Below are 15,513 nucleotides of genomic sequence, written 5' to 3' on the forward strand. Positions count from 1 at the left end.
CAAAATGGATAGTAGTGTGGCCTTATTAAATTTTGATGGGTCCTATAAAAAGCAAACATTTTATCAAACTTATCCTTATGAATGGATAGAACTTGAGTCGATGGAAAATACAAGTTTATTATGCGAAAAAGAAACGCTTAAGGATATTTCTAATAAAATAATCGGTCAAAAACGAAGCACAATCTATTTCTTAGGTAGTGGAAACTATCATTATGTGTCTCATGTATTACAATCCAATATAAAGAAACCGTACAGTTTAATTTTATTTGATCATCACACAGACACGCTTCCTAGCCCAAGCAATGACTTGATTTCTTGCGGATCCTGGGTCCTAGATTCCCTGAATACTCTCCCCATGTTAAAGAAAGTATGTATGATTGGTGTGAGTGAAGATGCTCCCAATCACATCCCCAACTCTATTCATAATAAAGTAAAATTTTTAACAGAAGACTCTCTTCAATCAAATCTTGCTATTATCATAAAATCTATTTTAAATTATATACCGACGGATTCTGTATACATTAGTATCGACAAAGATGTACTACATCCAGAAGATGCTTTAACTGGATGGGATCACGGAACGATGCGACTAAAACAAATGCTGAAAATGCTACAAGTGCTCTTCCGAAACAAAGATGTCATCGGGCTTGATATTTGTGGGGAATACCCGGTAACCCCGACGAGTGAGAATCAAAGAGAAATCCGGACCATCATCGGAAAAAACAATCATACAAATGATATTCTTCTTAGATATGTTAAAAGATGGATGTATCGCAAGTCTAATTTTCAACAAATGTTGCATGCATGAATTTTTAATTGAAATTGGTTTCTGCAGCCGAAGTCCGCGCCAAGCACTACTAAGTAACTTAGCTGGATAACAGAATTTAATAGGGGTAGTCGACGAAATAGCTGACTACCCCTATTGTATAGAAAAGGAGGTATTTTATTTTATCCTAACGTTTCCTGCATGAGGATCACTTACCCCCAAATTTCTTTAGAAATATCCACAATATATTTCAGCTTCGCCCATTGTTCTTCTTCGGTTAAAATATTTCCGTGATGGGTAGAAGCGAATCCGCATTGTGGGCTAATGCATAGATTTTCTAATGGAACATATTGAGAGGCCTCTTTCACTCGTGCAATAATATTTTCCTTATCTTCCAGTTCGCCATGCTTCGATGTGAATACTCCTAAAACCACTCTTGGACCATCATTTGGAATGTATGCTAGTGGTTGGAAGTCCCCTGAACGGTCATCGTCATATTCTAGGAAAAATCCATCTACCTTTTCATTGGCAAATAAGGTTGGAGCGATTTTCGCATAACTACCTTCAAATGCCCATTTTGAACGATAATTTCCACGGCAAAGATGAGTGGTTACCGTTAAATCCTCTGGTTTATCTTCCAATACCCCATTAGCGACACGTAATGCTAGGTCAATTAATTTTTCTCTAGAATATCCGCTATCATTAAATGGAATTTCTGGTGCATTTAATCCAGCAATATATACATCATCTAATTGAAGATAACGACAACCCGCATTATAAAAGGCTCTGATCGCATCACGGTATGTTTGAATAATATCATTCGCATATTCTTCAATATCTGGATAGATTTCTAGGTTACGGATACCAGCGTTGAAAAATTGGTTTGGACTTGGAATGGTTTGTTTGGCAATTGCACGATCCCCAACAATTTCTTTAAAAAGAGAAAAGTCTTTCAAATGTGGGTGTTCCGGGTTAAAGGAAACCTTACCTACGACTCGGACATCATATCTTTCTGTTTCTTCTCCTTTAAAGGCAAACCCGCTTTCAGGAACATAGCCTTCCACCCCATTTAAATGCTCCATAAAATCTGTATGCCAAAATCTACGTCGAATTTCTCCGTCAGTAACTGCCTGTAGGCCAACCTCAATTTGCTTATCAACAGATTGTTTAATTTCTTCTGTTTCTATTTTGTATAACTCGCTAGCTGTAATATTGCCAGCTTGGAAATCCTTTCTTGCTTGATGGATTCTTTCTGGACGTAATAAACTTCCTACATGATCTGCTCTAAATGGTGCTTTTACTAGAGTTTTTGTCATTTTTATCTCTCCTTATAATTTTAAAATTTAGGCTTTATCATGCTAACAACAGCACAAGCCGCGTCCGGCTCCAGCGCCCAGCAACTAGCAAACTTCACGCTTCTCCACTACGATAAGTCAACATCGGTTCGCTTCCAGCTCACCGTGTTTCCTTTATCTCATTGCGAAGTGCTCCAGTTTGTACGTTGCTAAACGGGCGCTTACGCCTTTGTTTCTTAAGGTAAAATAGCAAAAGAACGAACTGGAAACCCGGTTGCTCTCTCAGGTTTAGGACTAATACTGAAGATAACGGAACCTTTTGCAGGTACTTTATCTAAATTCGTTAATAACTCAATTTGATACGTATCTTGTTCAAGAACATAATATTCTCCAATTAGAGAGCCGTTTTTTCGAACATCGATTGCTGCATCCGTATCAAATGTTTCGTGTCCAACTGAACTAATGTTCCTTTCTTCAAACAAAAATTGAAGTGCTGCGATTCCCCAGCCTGGTGTATGACTATTTCCTTCTGTATCTTTGTTCTCAAAAGCTTCTTTGTTCGGCCAACGTTTACTCCAATCTGTTCGGAGCGCAACAAAGGTACCTGCTTCTATCCTTCCATGCTCTTTTTCAAATTCTAAAATATCATCGACAGAAAGAACAAAATCATTATTTTCTTTTGCCTCTTTCGATTTATCAATGACTACAAGTGGTAGGACTAGTTCTTTTAACTCAAGGTCTTCCAAGTAACGTTTGTCCCCTGGAACGAAATGTATTGGTGCATCAATATGTGTTCCATATTGTCCAGGAAATTTAAATCGTTGCGCAAAAAATCCATCATCATGTGTAAAAAGTGTTGTAATTTCTGCATCTTCAAATGCTGCAAAATGTGGAGAATCTGGACCGAATGTATGCGTCAAATCCACCCATTGTTTCCTTTTAAGTAATTCAATCGCATTTAAAAGTTCATTTTCTGTTTTTGTTAAAGACATGAAACCACCTCCATTAAATAACTTTTAAAAACAAAAAAATCTCTTCTTAAAGATAAGAAGAGATTTACTACACAGATAATCGAAGTTACTCTTCTTATCTCTAAGCTTATTGCTTCTGGAATTGGCACAGTACTTTTACAAGTCCGCTGCCGAGGCTTCCAAGGGCCAGTCCCTCCACCTCTCTGGATAAGAAATATTAAGAATATTAAATTGATTGAATCAACTATATACGATTTGAAAATGGATGTCAAGGGTTAAATTAGATTCAGTGGGATTTTTCTCGGTTCCATTTACAATACATGTTGGCTATGATAAAATATCCAATATCCCAATCATCCTACAAATTTGGAGTGTGGAAAAATGCTAAAAAAGACAAACAGGGTATCCTTAGTGGATCAAGTGGTTTCCCAAATAGAGCATCTAATTGAAAGCGAGAAGTGGCCCATTGGTGAAAAGTTGCCACCAGAAATGGAACTTATGGAGGAATTTGGTGTTAGTCGTAATACGTTAAGAGAGGCTATTCACGCTTTGGTGCATGCGGGCTTATTGGAAACAAAACAAGGAAGCGGGACGATTGTTCGTTCGTCAAGCGCTTTGGAAGCTGCCTTCAATCGCCATATCGAAAAATCCAATTTAATCGATACGCTAGAAGTACGACTAGCACTAGAGCGGGAGGCAGCTGAGATGGCCGCCAAACATAGAACGGAGGAAGCTTTAGCGGAAATTGAAGTATGTATGGCGCAATGTCAGGCGGCAGCCAAAAAAGACGACATAGAAGAATTCGTTATAGCGGATATTACATTTCATAAAGCTATTGTAAAAGCGAGCAATAATCAATTATTGCAGGATTTATATGAGTATATGACAGACCCTTTATATTCCTCCATTCATGACATCATGATCATGGACATACCATTCGATTATGACAAGGAAATTCACCACGAACTAGTCCGAGCAATTCGGGAACAGGATGTCGAAGGGGCTAGAAAATATGTGAATGAATATATTCATGCGTTTAAAGAACGATTGTAGGGCATTTATCTCACCTAAATGGGCAGTAAGACTCCCACCTCAATCTTCTGGGGAACAAAGGAAGTAAGTGGGAGATCAACTGCCCGTAAAGATCCATAAGTGCGACTAACTGCTATCACGGCCAAAAGAGCAAGCAACTGTAAAAGAAATGTCCGTGATGCCAACAGTCGGGAATGAAGGACCCCCCATTGATGGAAGTCTTCTTTATTTAATAAAAGTAATGGAGGTAAGGCTTTGAATAAAAACATTTCAACATCCTTAGAAAATACACAAGAACGAAATAAAACTTGGCTATTATTCATCGGTATTATTTTAATTGGTGCGAATTTACGGGCTCCTTTAACATCTGTGGGATCATTAATATCCTATATTCGCGATGATTTAGGCATCAGTAATGGGTTAGCCGGAACGATTACAACTTTACCCTTACTGGCATTTGCCCTTCTTTCCCCATTTGCTCCGAAAATAGCAAATCGGATCGGAATGGAATGGACTATTTTTATTTCTTTAATTCTTTTAATTTGTGGGATAATCGTACGGTCTTTATTTGGTTCCGTCGCCCTGTTTGTCGGAACGATGATTATTGGAATAGCAATCGCTTTTGGCAATGTGTTATTACCCGGATTTATCAAAATGAATTTTCCTTTAAAAATCGGGATAATGACGGGGGTATACGCCGTTTTTATGAACCTTTTTGGTGCTTTGGCTTCCGGTTTAAGCGTACCTATTTCATCAGTTGGAAATATCGGATGGAAAGGATCGCTCATCTTTTGGGGAATTATTTCTTTCATTGCATTGCTCGTGTGGATTCCACAACTAGGAAAACAAAAACAGCGTGAATCACTGCAAGCAGTTGAAAGCCCATCGAAAAAAGGGAATTCAATCTGGAAATCACCTTTGGCATGGAACATTACCCTGTTTATGGGATTACAATCATTGATTTTCTATACACTGATTACTTGGTTGCCTGAAATATTGCAGGCTAATGGGTATAGCGCTAGTGCTGCTGGCTGGATGTTGTTTTTGATGCAGTTTGCCATCATTCCGATAACCTTTATCATCCCTGTTATTGCAGAAAAAATGACTAATCAAAAGGTTTTATCGGTCATCACAGCTATTTTATTTGCCGCTGGAATCGCTGGATTATTACTGACAAGTAGCAATTTCTTCTTGGTTATTTCGGTTATTCTAATCGGTATTGCTGGCGGAAGTGCCTTTAGCTTGTCCATGATGTTTTTCAGTCTTCGTACGAGTGATGGAAAACAGGCAGCGGAAATGTCCGGTATGGCCCAATCGTTCGGCTACCTTTTAGCAGCAATCGGACCTACATTGTTCGGTATGCTTCACGATATTACGAGCGGCTGGCAAGTTCCACTACTCATGCTTATTGTTGCTTCGATTATTATTTTAATTACTGGAATTCAATCTGGGGAAAATAAAGTAATTGCGGATACACAATCATCGAATACTAAGTCGGTGCATGTAGGATAAAGACAGCCAGAGGGACAGTCCATGTCCCTCTGGCTATTTAGCTTTTTCAACTTACACGAGTATTCTGTCCCAGCGGTTCATGTAATCTAATTACAAAGTGTATGATTTCATGAAAGAAGTTGGGTTAGTTATTGTTTTAAATCATTTTAACATTTCAATTTAATTTAGTTAGAGTTAAAGATAAGGGTTAGATTAATTTCTAATCCTTTTTATTTTGAAATCACATAGCCATAAGGAACTGTTCCTTCCAGGCTCTTGTAATTTGTCAAAAATTGCATTAATATTACTATTGAACTAGTACAAAATATCTAAATTATACATACATTGGAGTGAAAGTGATGGGGTGGAAGAAAGTCATTTTTTCTATTATTCTTCTTTTAACAGTTCTGATATCAGGTTGTAGTTCGGCTGAAGATGTATCGACAACAAGAGTAGAAAACCAAAATGACAAGCTTGTGATAGGGGTTGCACATGCCAATTATGAGGACACGTTCTTAAATTTATTGTTAGATGGGGTAAAAGAATTTGTAGACGAACATTCCAATGAAATGAAAGCGGAATACATAGATGCCGAGAATGATTCCAATAAGCAAATTGAGCAGGCTGAAAAGTTCATTGAGCAAGGAGTAGATGCGATTATGCTTATTCCTGTAGATGTTATTGCGGCGGAATTAATTTTAGAAAAAGCGGAAAGGGCAGATATTCCGATTGTACTCATGAATCGTTCTAGTTTGGAAACGGAAAGTGTATTCATCGGTTCGGATGATGTATCTTTCGGATTCATGCAAATGGAAAGGGTTGCACAGATTTTAAAAGGAAAAGGGAATATTGCTATTATTAATGGTCCAATGGGCCAAGAATCTCAAGTAAACCGGACTAAGGGAAATAAACAGGTCATCGAAAAACATAAAGGGATGAAGGTTGTGTCAGAAGGTACTGCAAACTGGAATCAAGATGAAGCAAAAAGTCTTATGAAAACATGGATTGAATCTGATATTAAAATAGATGCCGTTGTTGCTAATAATGATGAAATGGCGATTGGGGCTATAGAAGCTGCTGAGGAAGCCGGGATTCGTGATGAAATCATTTTTGCGGGAATTGACGGGACTCCAGATGGCCTCCAATATATCGAGTCAAAAAAATTAGCAGTATCTGTTTTGCAAGATGCAAAAGAGCAGGGACAAACGGGGATGAGTACTGCTTTTCGTATGGCTAAAGGAGAAACAGTAGCGAAAGAACCGATTTATATTCCAGCAGAACTAATCGTGAAAGATAATGTAGCCAAGTATAAATAAAGGCTCAGCGGGGTAGGCATATGAGAAAAAGTGAGAGAGAAAAGAATAAGTTTTTTTCCATCAATAAAAAAATAGTCTTGAGTTTTTTAGTAATAGGGATCGTGTTTTTTAGTGCCTCGGCTATTTACTTTACTCAATTGAAAGCGGTAGAGAAGTCTAATTTAGAAATCATGAATCGGCATGTAGCCATTTTGGAACATATTGATGAAATTCAAATTCAAGCAAAGAGTCAAATTGACCTTTTACGTGCGTTCTTTTTATCTGGGAATGCTGATTTAGTAGCTGAAATGGAAGAAGCCAATCAGAATGTACAGGAGATGATTAATACTTCAAGGGAACTTGTGAATACTCAAGATGAAAAGGATAGTCTACGCAAAATAGAAATCATGAATAAGTTGTTTCTAGATGCTGCGACTGTAGCAATTCCGTATCAAGATAGTAATTCTCCAGTAAAATTAATTTCCTCATTAGCGGACATTCCGAGTATAATGGCTACTAAAATGGTAGATGAGTCGAAAATATTAGCCGAATCTACTAATAAAGAAATTGAAGTAGCCATTCATGATAATAAGGAAAAGGTTCAGCAAACTTTTATTCTATTAATCATTTCGGCCGTTGTTTCATTGGGGTTGTTAGTAGTGATAGGGATGGCGGTATCGCGATTGATTGTGAAGCCAATTGTGCAAGTCTCGAATATGGCTCGTGAAATTGCAAATGGAAATATTAGGGGTGAAAAAATAGAAATAAAAAATAATGATGAAATTGGTGATCTTTCAAGTTCCTTTAATTTGATGAGGGATAATTTACATCAAGTTTTATATAAAGTAGAACAAAATGCAGAGCAGCTTGCGGCAACGAGCGAAGAGCTAACGGCAAGTACAGAGCAAACAAGTCAAGCATCGGAGCAAATCAGTGACGCTATTCAAGAAATTGCCGTTGGAGCGGAGAATCAAGCAGACAGTACCCAAAATGCTACAACGGTGGTGAAAGAGATGTCTGCCAGTATGGACCAAGCTTCATCATCAATGGGCATGGTGGCGAGACTTACTTCTAAGACAAGTGAAAAGGCTGCGGATGGGCAGCAGGTGGTTAACTATACGACCCGTCAGATGGAACAAATCCAGCAGAAGGTCTCACAAACCTATGAAATTGTTCAAGTATTAAGTGAAAAATCCAATGAAGTCGGAGAAATAACGACAATTATTGCTAAAATTTCGGAACAAACGAATTTATTAGCCCTAAATGCTGCGATTGAATCGGCTCGAGCTGGGGAACATGGAAAAGGATTTGCAGTTGTAGCGGAAGAAGTACGAAAACTAGCTAATCAATCTGGCGAAGCAACAGCCCATATACGTGAAATTATTGAGGAAATTCAAAATGAAACTAGGAAAGTGGTAGACTCGATGCAGGAAGGAAAAGAGTCTACAGATCAAGGAATTAAACTGGTAAATCAAACAGGTGATACCTTTAAGGAGATTACGAGTATGGTAGAGGATGTGGCGGAACAATCTGTCCATGTATCTAATATTATCGAGGAGGTCAATAATGGCTCACAGTCTATGGTGGAATTAGTAGAGACAATCTCAACGGTTTCCGATCAAGCCTCTGCGAATAGCCAAAATGTTGCAGCTGCCTCTGAAGAGCAAACAGCTTCCATGGAGGAAATCTCCGCATCCTCCCAAATGCTGAGAGAAATGGCAACTGATTTGCAAGATTTGGTGCAGACGTTTCGGTTTTGATTGTGGGAGGGCAGGTCAATTGTTCTTGCAAAATTATTAAAATACGGTATGCAATTATTAGACTAAGTGTAATCCGCACTTAGTCTATTTTGAATGGTTCATTCTGAAGCTCTTCTAAAGTAACTCGGGAAATTAGTCTTTGTATATTTGAGGTACCCTACATACTAGTTTTTGAGAAACGGCTGCATATATCAGTGCTTACACCTCGGATATCAGCGAACGTATACTGAATATCAGTATTCACGCGCCAGATATCAGCAATCACACACAAAATATCAGCTATCACACCCAGAATATCAGTAATCATGGCTTGGAAATAAGCATTCGCGTAGCAATCGTAGGAAGATGAAGAGTCGTTTTACCAATTTAATATTTTGAAAATAGTTCCTTTAATCATATAATCTTCATTTCTATAAGCCATTGTTACGTCATATTTAAATTCACCAGAATAAGGGTTTGTAGGACATAAGAAACTCCCCTTTAGGTAGAACAGATTTTTTATTTTTTAATCTGTCTACCTTAAGGGGAGCATATCAACATGCACCTAGATCATTCTTAGATGGAGGAAATTGGACCCATCTCCCCCTTGGCCCTGATACATCTCTTTATTATTTAATCGTATTCCCACCATCAATAACGATGTTTTCACCTGTAATTAGGTTAGTTGCATCACATGCTAGGAATAGTGCAATTGCGGCAACTTCTTCTGGGTAACCAAAACGACCAAGAGGAATTTCTTTTTTCGCCTTTTCCCCTTTTTCTCCAGCCCATGCTTTTTTACCTAATTCTGTTAGAATAACAGTTGGTGAAATTGCATTTACGTTAATGTTGAATGGTGCCCATTCTAATGCAAGAACTTTGGTCATTCCTACCACACCAGCTTTGCTTGCACCATAAGCAACGTGATTATCTAAAGCGATGATTGCTGCTTGAGAAGCTAGATTGATAATTTTTCCACCATGACCTTGTTCAATCATAATATTTGCAACTTTTTGTGACATTTTGAATGTACCAGTTAAGTTAATATCAAGTGTTTTTTGCCAGTAGTTATCTGAAATGTTTTCTGCATCATCTAGTAGAGCAATTCCTGCACAGTTTACTAGAATATCAATTTTACCAAAATGATCCTTTACTGCTTGAACTGCCTGAGTCATACTTTCATCATTAGTTACATCGCAATGTACGCCTATTGCATTTTCAGCACTCATATTTTTAGCGACATCATTTACATCCTCTTTAAGGTCCAAAATAGCAACTTTCGCACCTTTTTCAAGGTATAACCCAGCAACCGCGTTCCCAATACCGCTTGCTCCCCCGGTTACAATCGCAACTTTATCTGTAATGTTGAAGTTTTTGTCAAAGCCTTTGAATTCCATGTTACATCCTTCTTTCGCTTATTTTTGTCTGTCTGCGCTTTCATATTAGTTATTAAAAAGGAATAGTAGATTGCTTTTAAGCTACCATCTCCTTTCATGTTAATCTGCAATAATTATTTCTACATTCTTTACTAAAAGTTGATTTCGAATATCATCATTAATGGGTTCATCTGTAATTAATTTATCAACTTGCTCCACTTTAGCAAAAACAGCACTTGAAGATTTTCCGATTTTAGAAGAATCTATTAATGCTACTACTTTAGAGGCCCTTTTTACAATTTCTCGTTTTAACTGTACTTCATATAAATTGAAATCCTCTAAGCCATTTTCCACTGTAAAACCATTGGCGGATGTAAACATAATATCGATATTTACAGAATCTAAAATATCAAGTCCCAGTGTACCTTCAATAGAAGTTGATTTATTGGTAACAACCCCCCCGACAAGGATGACTGTTATATCAGGATTTTCTTTTAATTCTAAAGCTGTTTGCAATCCAGTCGTCACAATTGTTAAGCGGATTGGAGTATCTTTAAGTAATTGTGCAAGCTCTAAAGCGGTAGAACTAGCATCTAGAAGAATACATTGTTTTTCTTCTATATGTTGAAATGCCTTTGAAGCAATTTTCGCCTTTTCCACTTTATTTTTTTTCTGACGGACGTTAAAGCTAGTTTCGTTTTCCTTCTCATCGTTAAGGACAGCTCCGCCATGTGTTCTTGTTAATAAGCCATCTAATTCCATCTTATTTAAATCGGCACGTAACGTAGCTTCGGAAACCCCCATTTCCGAAGACAGTTCTTTCACTGTTATTCTTTTTCGTTCTTGTAAGAGATCAATAATTCTATCTCTTCTCTCTGTTGCAAACATTTTCATGAAACGTCACCCTTACTTTTTTACTACTTTTATATTATTGCATTTATTACAGATTATCAATCCATATAAATATATTTTTTCTTATTTTATCATTTTGCTAAAATAATTGCGAAAAAAAACCAAACATTTAATCGATATTGAAAGTAATTAAAAAAAATATTGACGAAACAAAAATAAATGATAAAATAAAAGTATCGATTGGAAACGATTGCAGACTTCCATCAATTCCAAGCGTTTAAAATTTTTTATAACTTCATTACTTAACTATAAAAGGAGAATCGTTATGTTAGAAACAGTAGAAAAGAAACAAAACTTAGAGATTCCAAAAAAAATGAAGGCCGTTGTTGCGTACAGTCCTGGAGATTATAGATATGAAGAAGTAGAAACACCTAAATTAGAGAATGATCAAGAAATTATTATTGAAGTGGAAGCTTGTGGTATTTGTGCTGGGGACATTAAAGCATATGATGGAGCGCCAAGTTTCTGGGGGGATGAAACACAACCTGCTTATATTAAAGCTCCTATGATCCCTGGTCATGAGTTCATTGGACGCATTGTTCAAAAAGGTGACGCTGTTACAGATTTCGAAGTTGGTGATCGAGTTATTTCAGAACAAATTGTTCCTTGTGAAGAGTGCCGTTTCTGTAAGCGTGGTCAATACTGGATGTGTGAAAAACATGATCTATATGGTTTTCAAAACAATGTAAACGGTGGCATGGCTCAATACATGAAGTTTACGAAAGAAGGTATTAACTACAAAGTACCTGAAGATCTGCCGATTGAAAAAGCTATTCTAATTGAACCATATGCATGTAGTTTACACGCTGTACAAAGAGCGAACATCCAATTAGGTGATTTTGTTGTATTATCAGGTGCCGGAACGCTAGGTCTAGGTATGATTGGTGCTATAAAGAAATCTGGTGCTGGCAAACTAGTAGTACTAGATATGAAAGAAGACCGTCTAGAATTAGCTAAAAAATTCGGTGCTGACATTGTAATGAATCCAGCTAAAGTAGACGCAGTAAAAGAAATTAAAGAGATGACGGAAGGCTATGGTTGTGATATTTACATTGAAGCTTCTGGACATCCTTCATCAGTTGAACAAGGTTTACATGCAATTAGAAAACTAGGAACTTTCGTTGAGTTTAGTGTATTCGGCGAACCTGTAACTGTAGACTGGAGTATTATTAGTGACCGTAAAGAATTAGATTTATTAGGTTCTCACCTAGGGCCGTACTGCTACCCACTAGTAATTGAAGGTATTTCTAATGGAGATTTCCCTACTGAAGGTGTAGTAACACATCAATTACCGTTAGAAGAATTTGAAAAAGGCTTTGATTTAATGAAAAAAGGGGACAAATCATTAAAGGTTATTTTAAAACCATAAATTACTAGGAAACATTACTAGAAAGGTGGGAGAAAGATGTCAAATTTATCAGGCAATGAATCATTCTTAGATAGAATAGGTATTCCATCACATCTAGCTTGGGGATTCTTTGGGGTTATGATTTTTATGATGGGGGATGGACTAGAATTAGCCTGGCTCAGTCCATATCTTGTGGAACAAGGGCTAACAGTGCAACAAGCTGCTGTTTTAACTACATCTTATGGTGTAACAATAGCTATCGCTGCTTGGTTGTCTGGGGTATTAGTTGAAGCAATCGGACCAAGAAAGACAATGTTAATTGGAACAACGTTTTATGTAATCGGACATGCATTATTTGTTGGAGTTGCATTACCTCATTTACATTATGGCTTAATGATTCCAACTTATGCTTTAAGGGGATTTGGGTATCCGTTATTTGCATACGCATTCTTAGTATGGATTACTTACCGTACACCGCAGCATCAGTTGGGTAAAGCTGTTGGTTGGTTTTGGTTTGTGTTTACTGGCGGACTAAGTGTATTAGGAGCATTTTACTCTAGTTGGTCCATTAGCTTGATTGGACATATTCCAACATTATGGAGTGCCATTGTTTGGGTATTAGTAGGAACTTTCTTTGCTGTTTTTGTTAATCGGGACAAATTTGAACTAGAAGAAAAAGCGGACAAAACAAATAAATTTAAAGAATTAATCAACGGTATTTTAATTGTTAAAAAGGAACCTAAAGTTGGCATTGCTGGTATTGTACGTATTATTAACCAGTCTTCCCAATATGCCTTCCCATTATTCTTACCTATATATCTAGCAGATAAAGGGATTAGCACAACAGTTTGGTTGAATATATGGGGGATTATTTTCATCTCCAATATCGCTTTCAACTTAATATTCGGTTATGTTGGAGATAAATTTGGATGGAAGAATACCGTTACCTGGTTCGGAGCTGTTGGATGTGGAGTCTTTACTTTAATGTTATTCTACACACCACAATTCTTTGAAGGGAATGTCTTTTTAGTAGGATTCATAGGAATGCTATGGGGAGCTTGTATCGCAGGATTCGTTCCTTTATCAGCATTAACTCCTTCACTAGTTGGTGATGGGGACAAAGGTGCAGCTATGGCTATTCTTAACCTTGGAGCTGGATTATGTGTATTCGTTGGACCTGCATTAGTTGCTTTATTCTACGATTTAGTTGATGCGGAAGGTACTATTTGGATCTTAGCTGGTCTATACTTTATCGCAGCTATTTTGACAAGGTTCTTAAAACTACCTCATGAAGAAAATGCAAAGGCGAAAAACGGTGCAGCTTAATAAGTGTTTAAGCATGAAGTGAGGTATATTACCCCGCTTCATGTTTAATAAGCCATCCCGTGTGTTATAACATTATAGGGAATATAACATGTTATAATCGAAATGTTTAGTTAGTTAAGTGAACAAATTAAAGGAACGAGGAGAATTTTATCCATGAAGAAACTAATTAACGATCCTAGATATGTCGTAGAAGAAATGGTAGAAGGGTATGTAAAAGCACATCCTAATCATATAAAACAACTTCCAGAAAATGATAGAGCACTAGTAACAGCAAGAGAAACTCGTGAAGGAAAAGTGGGCGTTCTTATCGGTGGTGGTTCAGGTCACGAGCCAGGATTTATGGGTTATGTTGGCGATGGAATGGCTGACGGTGTAGCAGTAGGTAACATCTTTGCTTCTCCATCTCCAGATCCAATTCTGGAAGTAACGAAAGCTATCGATAAAGGTGCGGGAGTTGTTTATTTATATGGTAACTATGCTGGAGACGTAATGAACTTTGGTATGGCTGCAGAGATGGCTGACCTAGAAGAAGATATTCAGGTTGGTACAGCATTGGCGTCAGATGACGTAGCATCTGCACCAAAAGAAGAAAAAGAAAAACGTCGCGGTATCGCCGGAGAATTCTTTATCTATAAAGCGGCGGGGGCAGCAGCAGACTTTGGTTACAACCTAGATGACGTTGTAAGAGTAGCAAAAAAGGCAAATGAAAATACACGTTCTATGGGTGTTGGTTTATCTCCATGTTCATTACCGCAAACAGGTGAGCCAAGCTTTGAAATCGGTGATGATGAAATGGAAATTGGATTAGGTCACCATGGTGAGCCCGGAATTGAAAAAGGTCCTATAGAATCAGCTGATAAAGTAGCAGATCGTCTTGTGCATGATATTTTAGCTGATATTGAAATTAACTCAGGAGATAAAGTAGCGGTTCTAGTGAATGGCCTTGGATCTACACCAAGAATGGAACTATATATTGTATATAGAAGAGTAGAACAAATTTTACGTGAAAAAGGTATCGAAATCTACCGTTCATACGTTGGTGATTATATTACTTCTCTTGAAATGGGAGGATGTTCCGTTACATTAATGAAATTAGACGAAGAGTTAGAAAGAGCAATCGACCACCCAGTAGATTGCCCAATGTTCGTTCAAAAGTAAGAATACAATAGGGGGAAACAACGATGAATTTAACAGCTAAACAATTAAAAGATTATTTTAAAGAAATTGTAGAAATGATTGAAAAGGAAAAAGACTATCTTTGTGAACTTGACCGTAAACTAGGTGATGGAGATCATGGTGTTACGATGTCTATCGGTTGGCAGGCAGTAAATGAAAAATTAAACAATGAACTTGCAGAAGAACAAGATTGTGCAAAAATCAGCTTAACAGTAGGTAAAACATTCCTTAGCGCTGTTGGCTCATCTGTAGGTCCACTTTATGCTACAGGATTTATGAGAGGTGCTAAAGCTGTTAAAGGTAAAACAGAAATGAACGATAATGATTTAGCTGAATACTGGATTGCCTTTGCAAAAGGAATTAAAGAGCGTGGACAAGCTGAAGTTGGCGATAAAACAATGATTGATACACTTGAACCGTTTTTTATTAGTCTGGAAAAACAATTTGCTGAATCCAATGAATTCCTTCCAGCTTTCACTACTGCAGTAGAAGAAGCGAAAAAAGGTATGGAATCAACGAAAGATATTGTATCCAAAAAAGGCCGTTCAAGCCGTTTAGGGGAACGTTCTATAGGTGCCCAGGATCCTGGTGCAACTTCTGCATATTTAATCTTATCAACGTTCTTAAACTTTGTTAAAGGTCAAGTAGAGGTTCGTTAGTAGAAAAGAAATGGTAACAAATGAAAGTAAATAGAATCAGAGTTATGTTTCTGATTCTATTTTTTTGACTTTTACAGAATCGACAATAAACAAAAGTAATAAATCGATGTAAAATGAAAATAAACGA

General features: G+C 37.3%; 13 protein-coding genes and 1 riboswitch. Of the genes, 9 read left to right on the forward strand and 4 right to left on the reverse strand.

All coding sequences use genetic code 11. The features are described from left to right. Window positions 1–4: 4 nt before the first annotated feature. Complete coding sequence (locus KM885_RS09920) at window positions 5–808, forward strand: arginase family protein (RefSeq protein ID WP_216883873.1); 804 nt, start codon at window positions 5–7, stop codon at window positions 806–808. Window positions 809–978: 170 nt separating this feature from the next. On the opposite strand, the gene KM885_RS09925 is transcribed toward KM885_RS09920, so the two are convergent. Both KM885_RS09925 and KM885_RS09930 read right to left on the reverse strand, forming a co-directional pair. Further along, window positions 979–2,082, reverse strand: coding sequence for a 5-methyltetrahydropteroyltriglutamate--homocysteine S-methyltransferase (locus tag KM885_RS09925; RefSeq protein WP_060667675.1), 1,104 nt, complete (start codon window positions 2,080–2,082; stop codon window positions 979–981). A 215-nt stretch (window positions 2,083–2,297) separates the two neighbouring features. Next, window positions 2,298–3,053, reverse strand: a complete 756-nt coding sequence (locus KM885_RS09930; protein WP_216883874.1) for a cyclase family protein — start codon at window positions 3,051–3,053, stop codon at window positions 2,298–2,300. Between the two features lie 91 nt (window positions 3,054–3,144). Beyond that, a riboswitch (SAM riboswitch) is annotated at window positions 3,145–3,246 on the reverse strand. A 167-nt stretch (window positions 3,247–3,413) separates the two neighbouring features. Here KM885_RS09930 and KM885_RS09935 point away from each other — a divergent pair. The 4 genes from KM885_RS09935 to KM885_RS09950 all read left to right on the forward strand — a co-directional run bounded on the left by KM885_RS09935 (window position 3,414) and on the right by KM885_RS09950 (window position 8,610). Further along, entirely contained in the window at window positions 3,414–4,085 is a 672-nt protein-coding gene (locus tag KM885_RS09935) for a FadR/GntR family transcriptional regulator (RefSeq protein WP_047185640.1), read from the forward strand. Window positions 4,086–4,319: 234 nt separating this feature from the next. Continuing rightward, a complete protein-coding gene (locus KM885_RS09940; protein WP_216883875.1) occupies window positions 4,320–5,576 on the forward strand; it encodes a CynX/NimT family MFS transporter in 1,257 nt (418 codons plus the stop codon). Window positions 5,577–5,914: 338 nt separating this feature from the next. Further along, entirely contained in the window at window positions 5,915–6,871 is a 957-nt protein-coding gene (locus tag KM885_RS09945; RefSeq protein ID WP_216883877.1) for a substrate-binding domain-containing protein, read from the forward strand. A gap of 20 nt (window positions 6,872–6,891) precedes the next feature. Beyond that, the gene (locus tag KM885_RS09950; RefSeq protein WP_216883878.1) at window positions 6,892–8,610 is read left to right on the forward strand and encodes a methyl-accepting chemotaxis protein; all 1,719 of its coding nucleotides are present in this window, start codon (window positions 6,892–6,894) and stop codon (window positions 8,608–8,610) included. Window positions 8,611–9,218: 608 nt separating this feature from the next. Here KM885_RS09950 and KM885_RS09955 read toward each other — a convergent pair. Both KM885_RS09955 and KM885_RS09960 read right to left on the reverse strand, forming a co-directional pair. Then, window positions 9,219–9,986, reverse strand: coding sequence for an SDR family oxidoreductase (locus KM885_RS09955; RefSeq protein WP_145543024.1), 768 nt, complete (start codon window positions 9,984–9,986; stop codon window positions 9,219–9,221). Window positions 9,987–10,085: 99 nt separating this feature from the next. Then, window positions 10,086–10,859: a DeoR/GlpR family DNA-binding transcription regulator gene (locus KM885_RS09960; protein WP_145523614.1), complete on the reverse strand. Its 774-nt coding sequence runs from the start codon at window positions 10,857–10,859 to the stop codon at window positions 10,086–10,088. 283 nt (window positions 10,860–11,142) lie between these two features. On the opposite strand from KM885_RS09960, the gene KM885_RS09965 reads away from it, so the two are divergent. From KM885_RS09965 to dhaL, 4 genes are all read left to right on the forward strand, one after another. Continuing rightward, the gene (locus tag KM885_RS09965; RefSeq protein ID WP_204798520.1) at window positions 11,143–12,246 is read left to right on the forward strand and encodes an MDR/zinc-dependent alcohol dehydrogenase-like family protein; all 1,104 of its coding nucleotides are present in this window, start codon (window positions 11,143–11,145) and stop codon (window positions 12,244–12,246) included. Between the two features lie 36 nt (window positions 12,247–12,282). After that, entirely contained in the window at window positions 12,283–13,551 is a 1,269-nt protein-coding gene (locus KM885_RS09970) for an MFS transporter (protein WP_216883880.1), read from the forward strand. Between the two features lie 153 nt (window positions 13,552–13,704). Beyond that, window positions 13,705–14,709, forward strand: coding sequence for a dihydroxyacetone kinase subunit DhaK (locus KM885_RS09975; protein WP_047185649.1), 1,005 nt, complete (start codon window positions 13,705–13,707; stop codon window positions 14,707–14,709). 23 nt (window positions 14,710–14,732) lie between these two features. Next, on the forward strand, window positions 14,733–15,386 hold the full coding sequence (gene dhaL, locus KM885_RS09980) for a dihydroxyacetone kinase subunit DhaL (protein ID WP_060667666.1): 654 nt from the start codon (window positions 14,733–14,735) through the stop codon (window positions 15,384–15,386). Window positions 15,387–15,513: the final 127 nt, after the last annotated feature.

The organism is Oceanobacillus caeni (assembly GCF_019037185.1).
GTDB lineage: Bacteria > Bacillota > Bacilli > Bacillales > Amphibacillaceae > Oceanobacillus > Oceanobacillus caeni.

Bases quoted from the DNA above. Each gene is read 5' to 3' on its own strand.
- KM885_RS09950 (WP_216883878.1), top strand. From the start codon at position 6,892: ATGAGAAAAAGTGAGAGAGAAAAGAATAAGTTTTTTTCCATCAATAAA.
- dhaL (WP_060667666.1), top strand. From the start codon at position 14,733: ATGAATTTAACAGCTAAACAATTAAAAGATTATTTTAAAGAAATTGTA.
- KM885_RS09935 (WP_047185640.1), top strand. From the start codon at position 3,414: ATGCTAAAAAAGACAAACAGGGTATCCTTAGTGGATCAAGTGGTTTCC.
- KM885_RS09975 (WP_047185649.1), top strand. From the start codon at position 13,705: ATGAAGAAACTAATTAACGATCCTAGATATGTCGTAGAAGAAATGGTA.
- KM885_RS09970 (WP_216883880.1), top strand. From the start codon at position 12,283: ATGTCAAATTTATCAGGCAATGAATCATTCTTAGATAGAATAGGTATT.
- KM885_RS09960 (WP_145523614.1), bottom strand. From the start codon at position 10,859: ATGAAAATGTTTGCAACAGAGAGAAGAGATAGAATTATTGATCTCTTA.
- KM885_RS09945 (WP_216883877.1), top strand. From the start codon at position 5,915: ATGGGGTGGAAGAAAGTCATTTTTTCTATTATTCTTCTTTTAACAGTT.
- KM885_RS09965 (WP_204798520.1), top strand. From the start codon at position 11,143: ATGTTAGAAACAGTAGAAAAGAAACAAAACTTAGAGATTCCAAAAAAA.
- KM885_RS09955 (WP_145543024.1), bottom strand. From the start codon at position 9,986: ATGGAATTCAAAGGCTTTGACAAAAACTTCAACATTACAGATAAAGTT.
- KM885_RS09925 (WP_060667675.1), bottom strand. From the start codon at position 2,082: ATGACAAAAACTCTAGTAAAAGCACCATTTAGAGCAGATCATGTAGGA.
- KM885_RS09930 (WP_216883874.1), bottom strand. From the start codon at position 3,053: ATGTCTTTAACAAAAACAGAAAATGAACTTTTAAATGCGATTGAATTA.
- KM885_RS09920 (WP_216883873.1), top strand. From the start codon at position 5: ATGGATAGTAGTGTGGCCTTATTAAATTTTGATGGGTCCTATAAAAAG.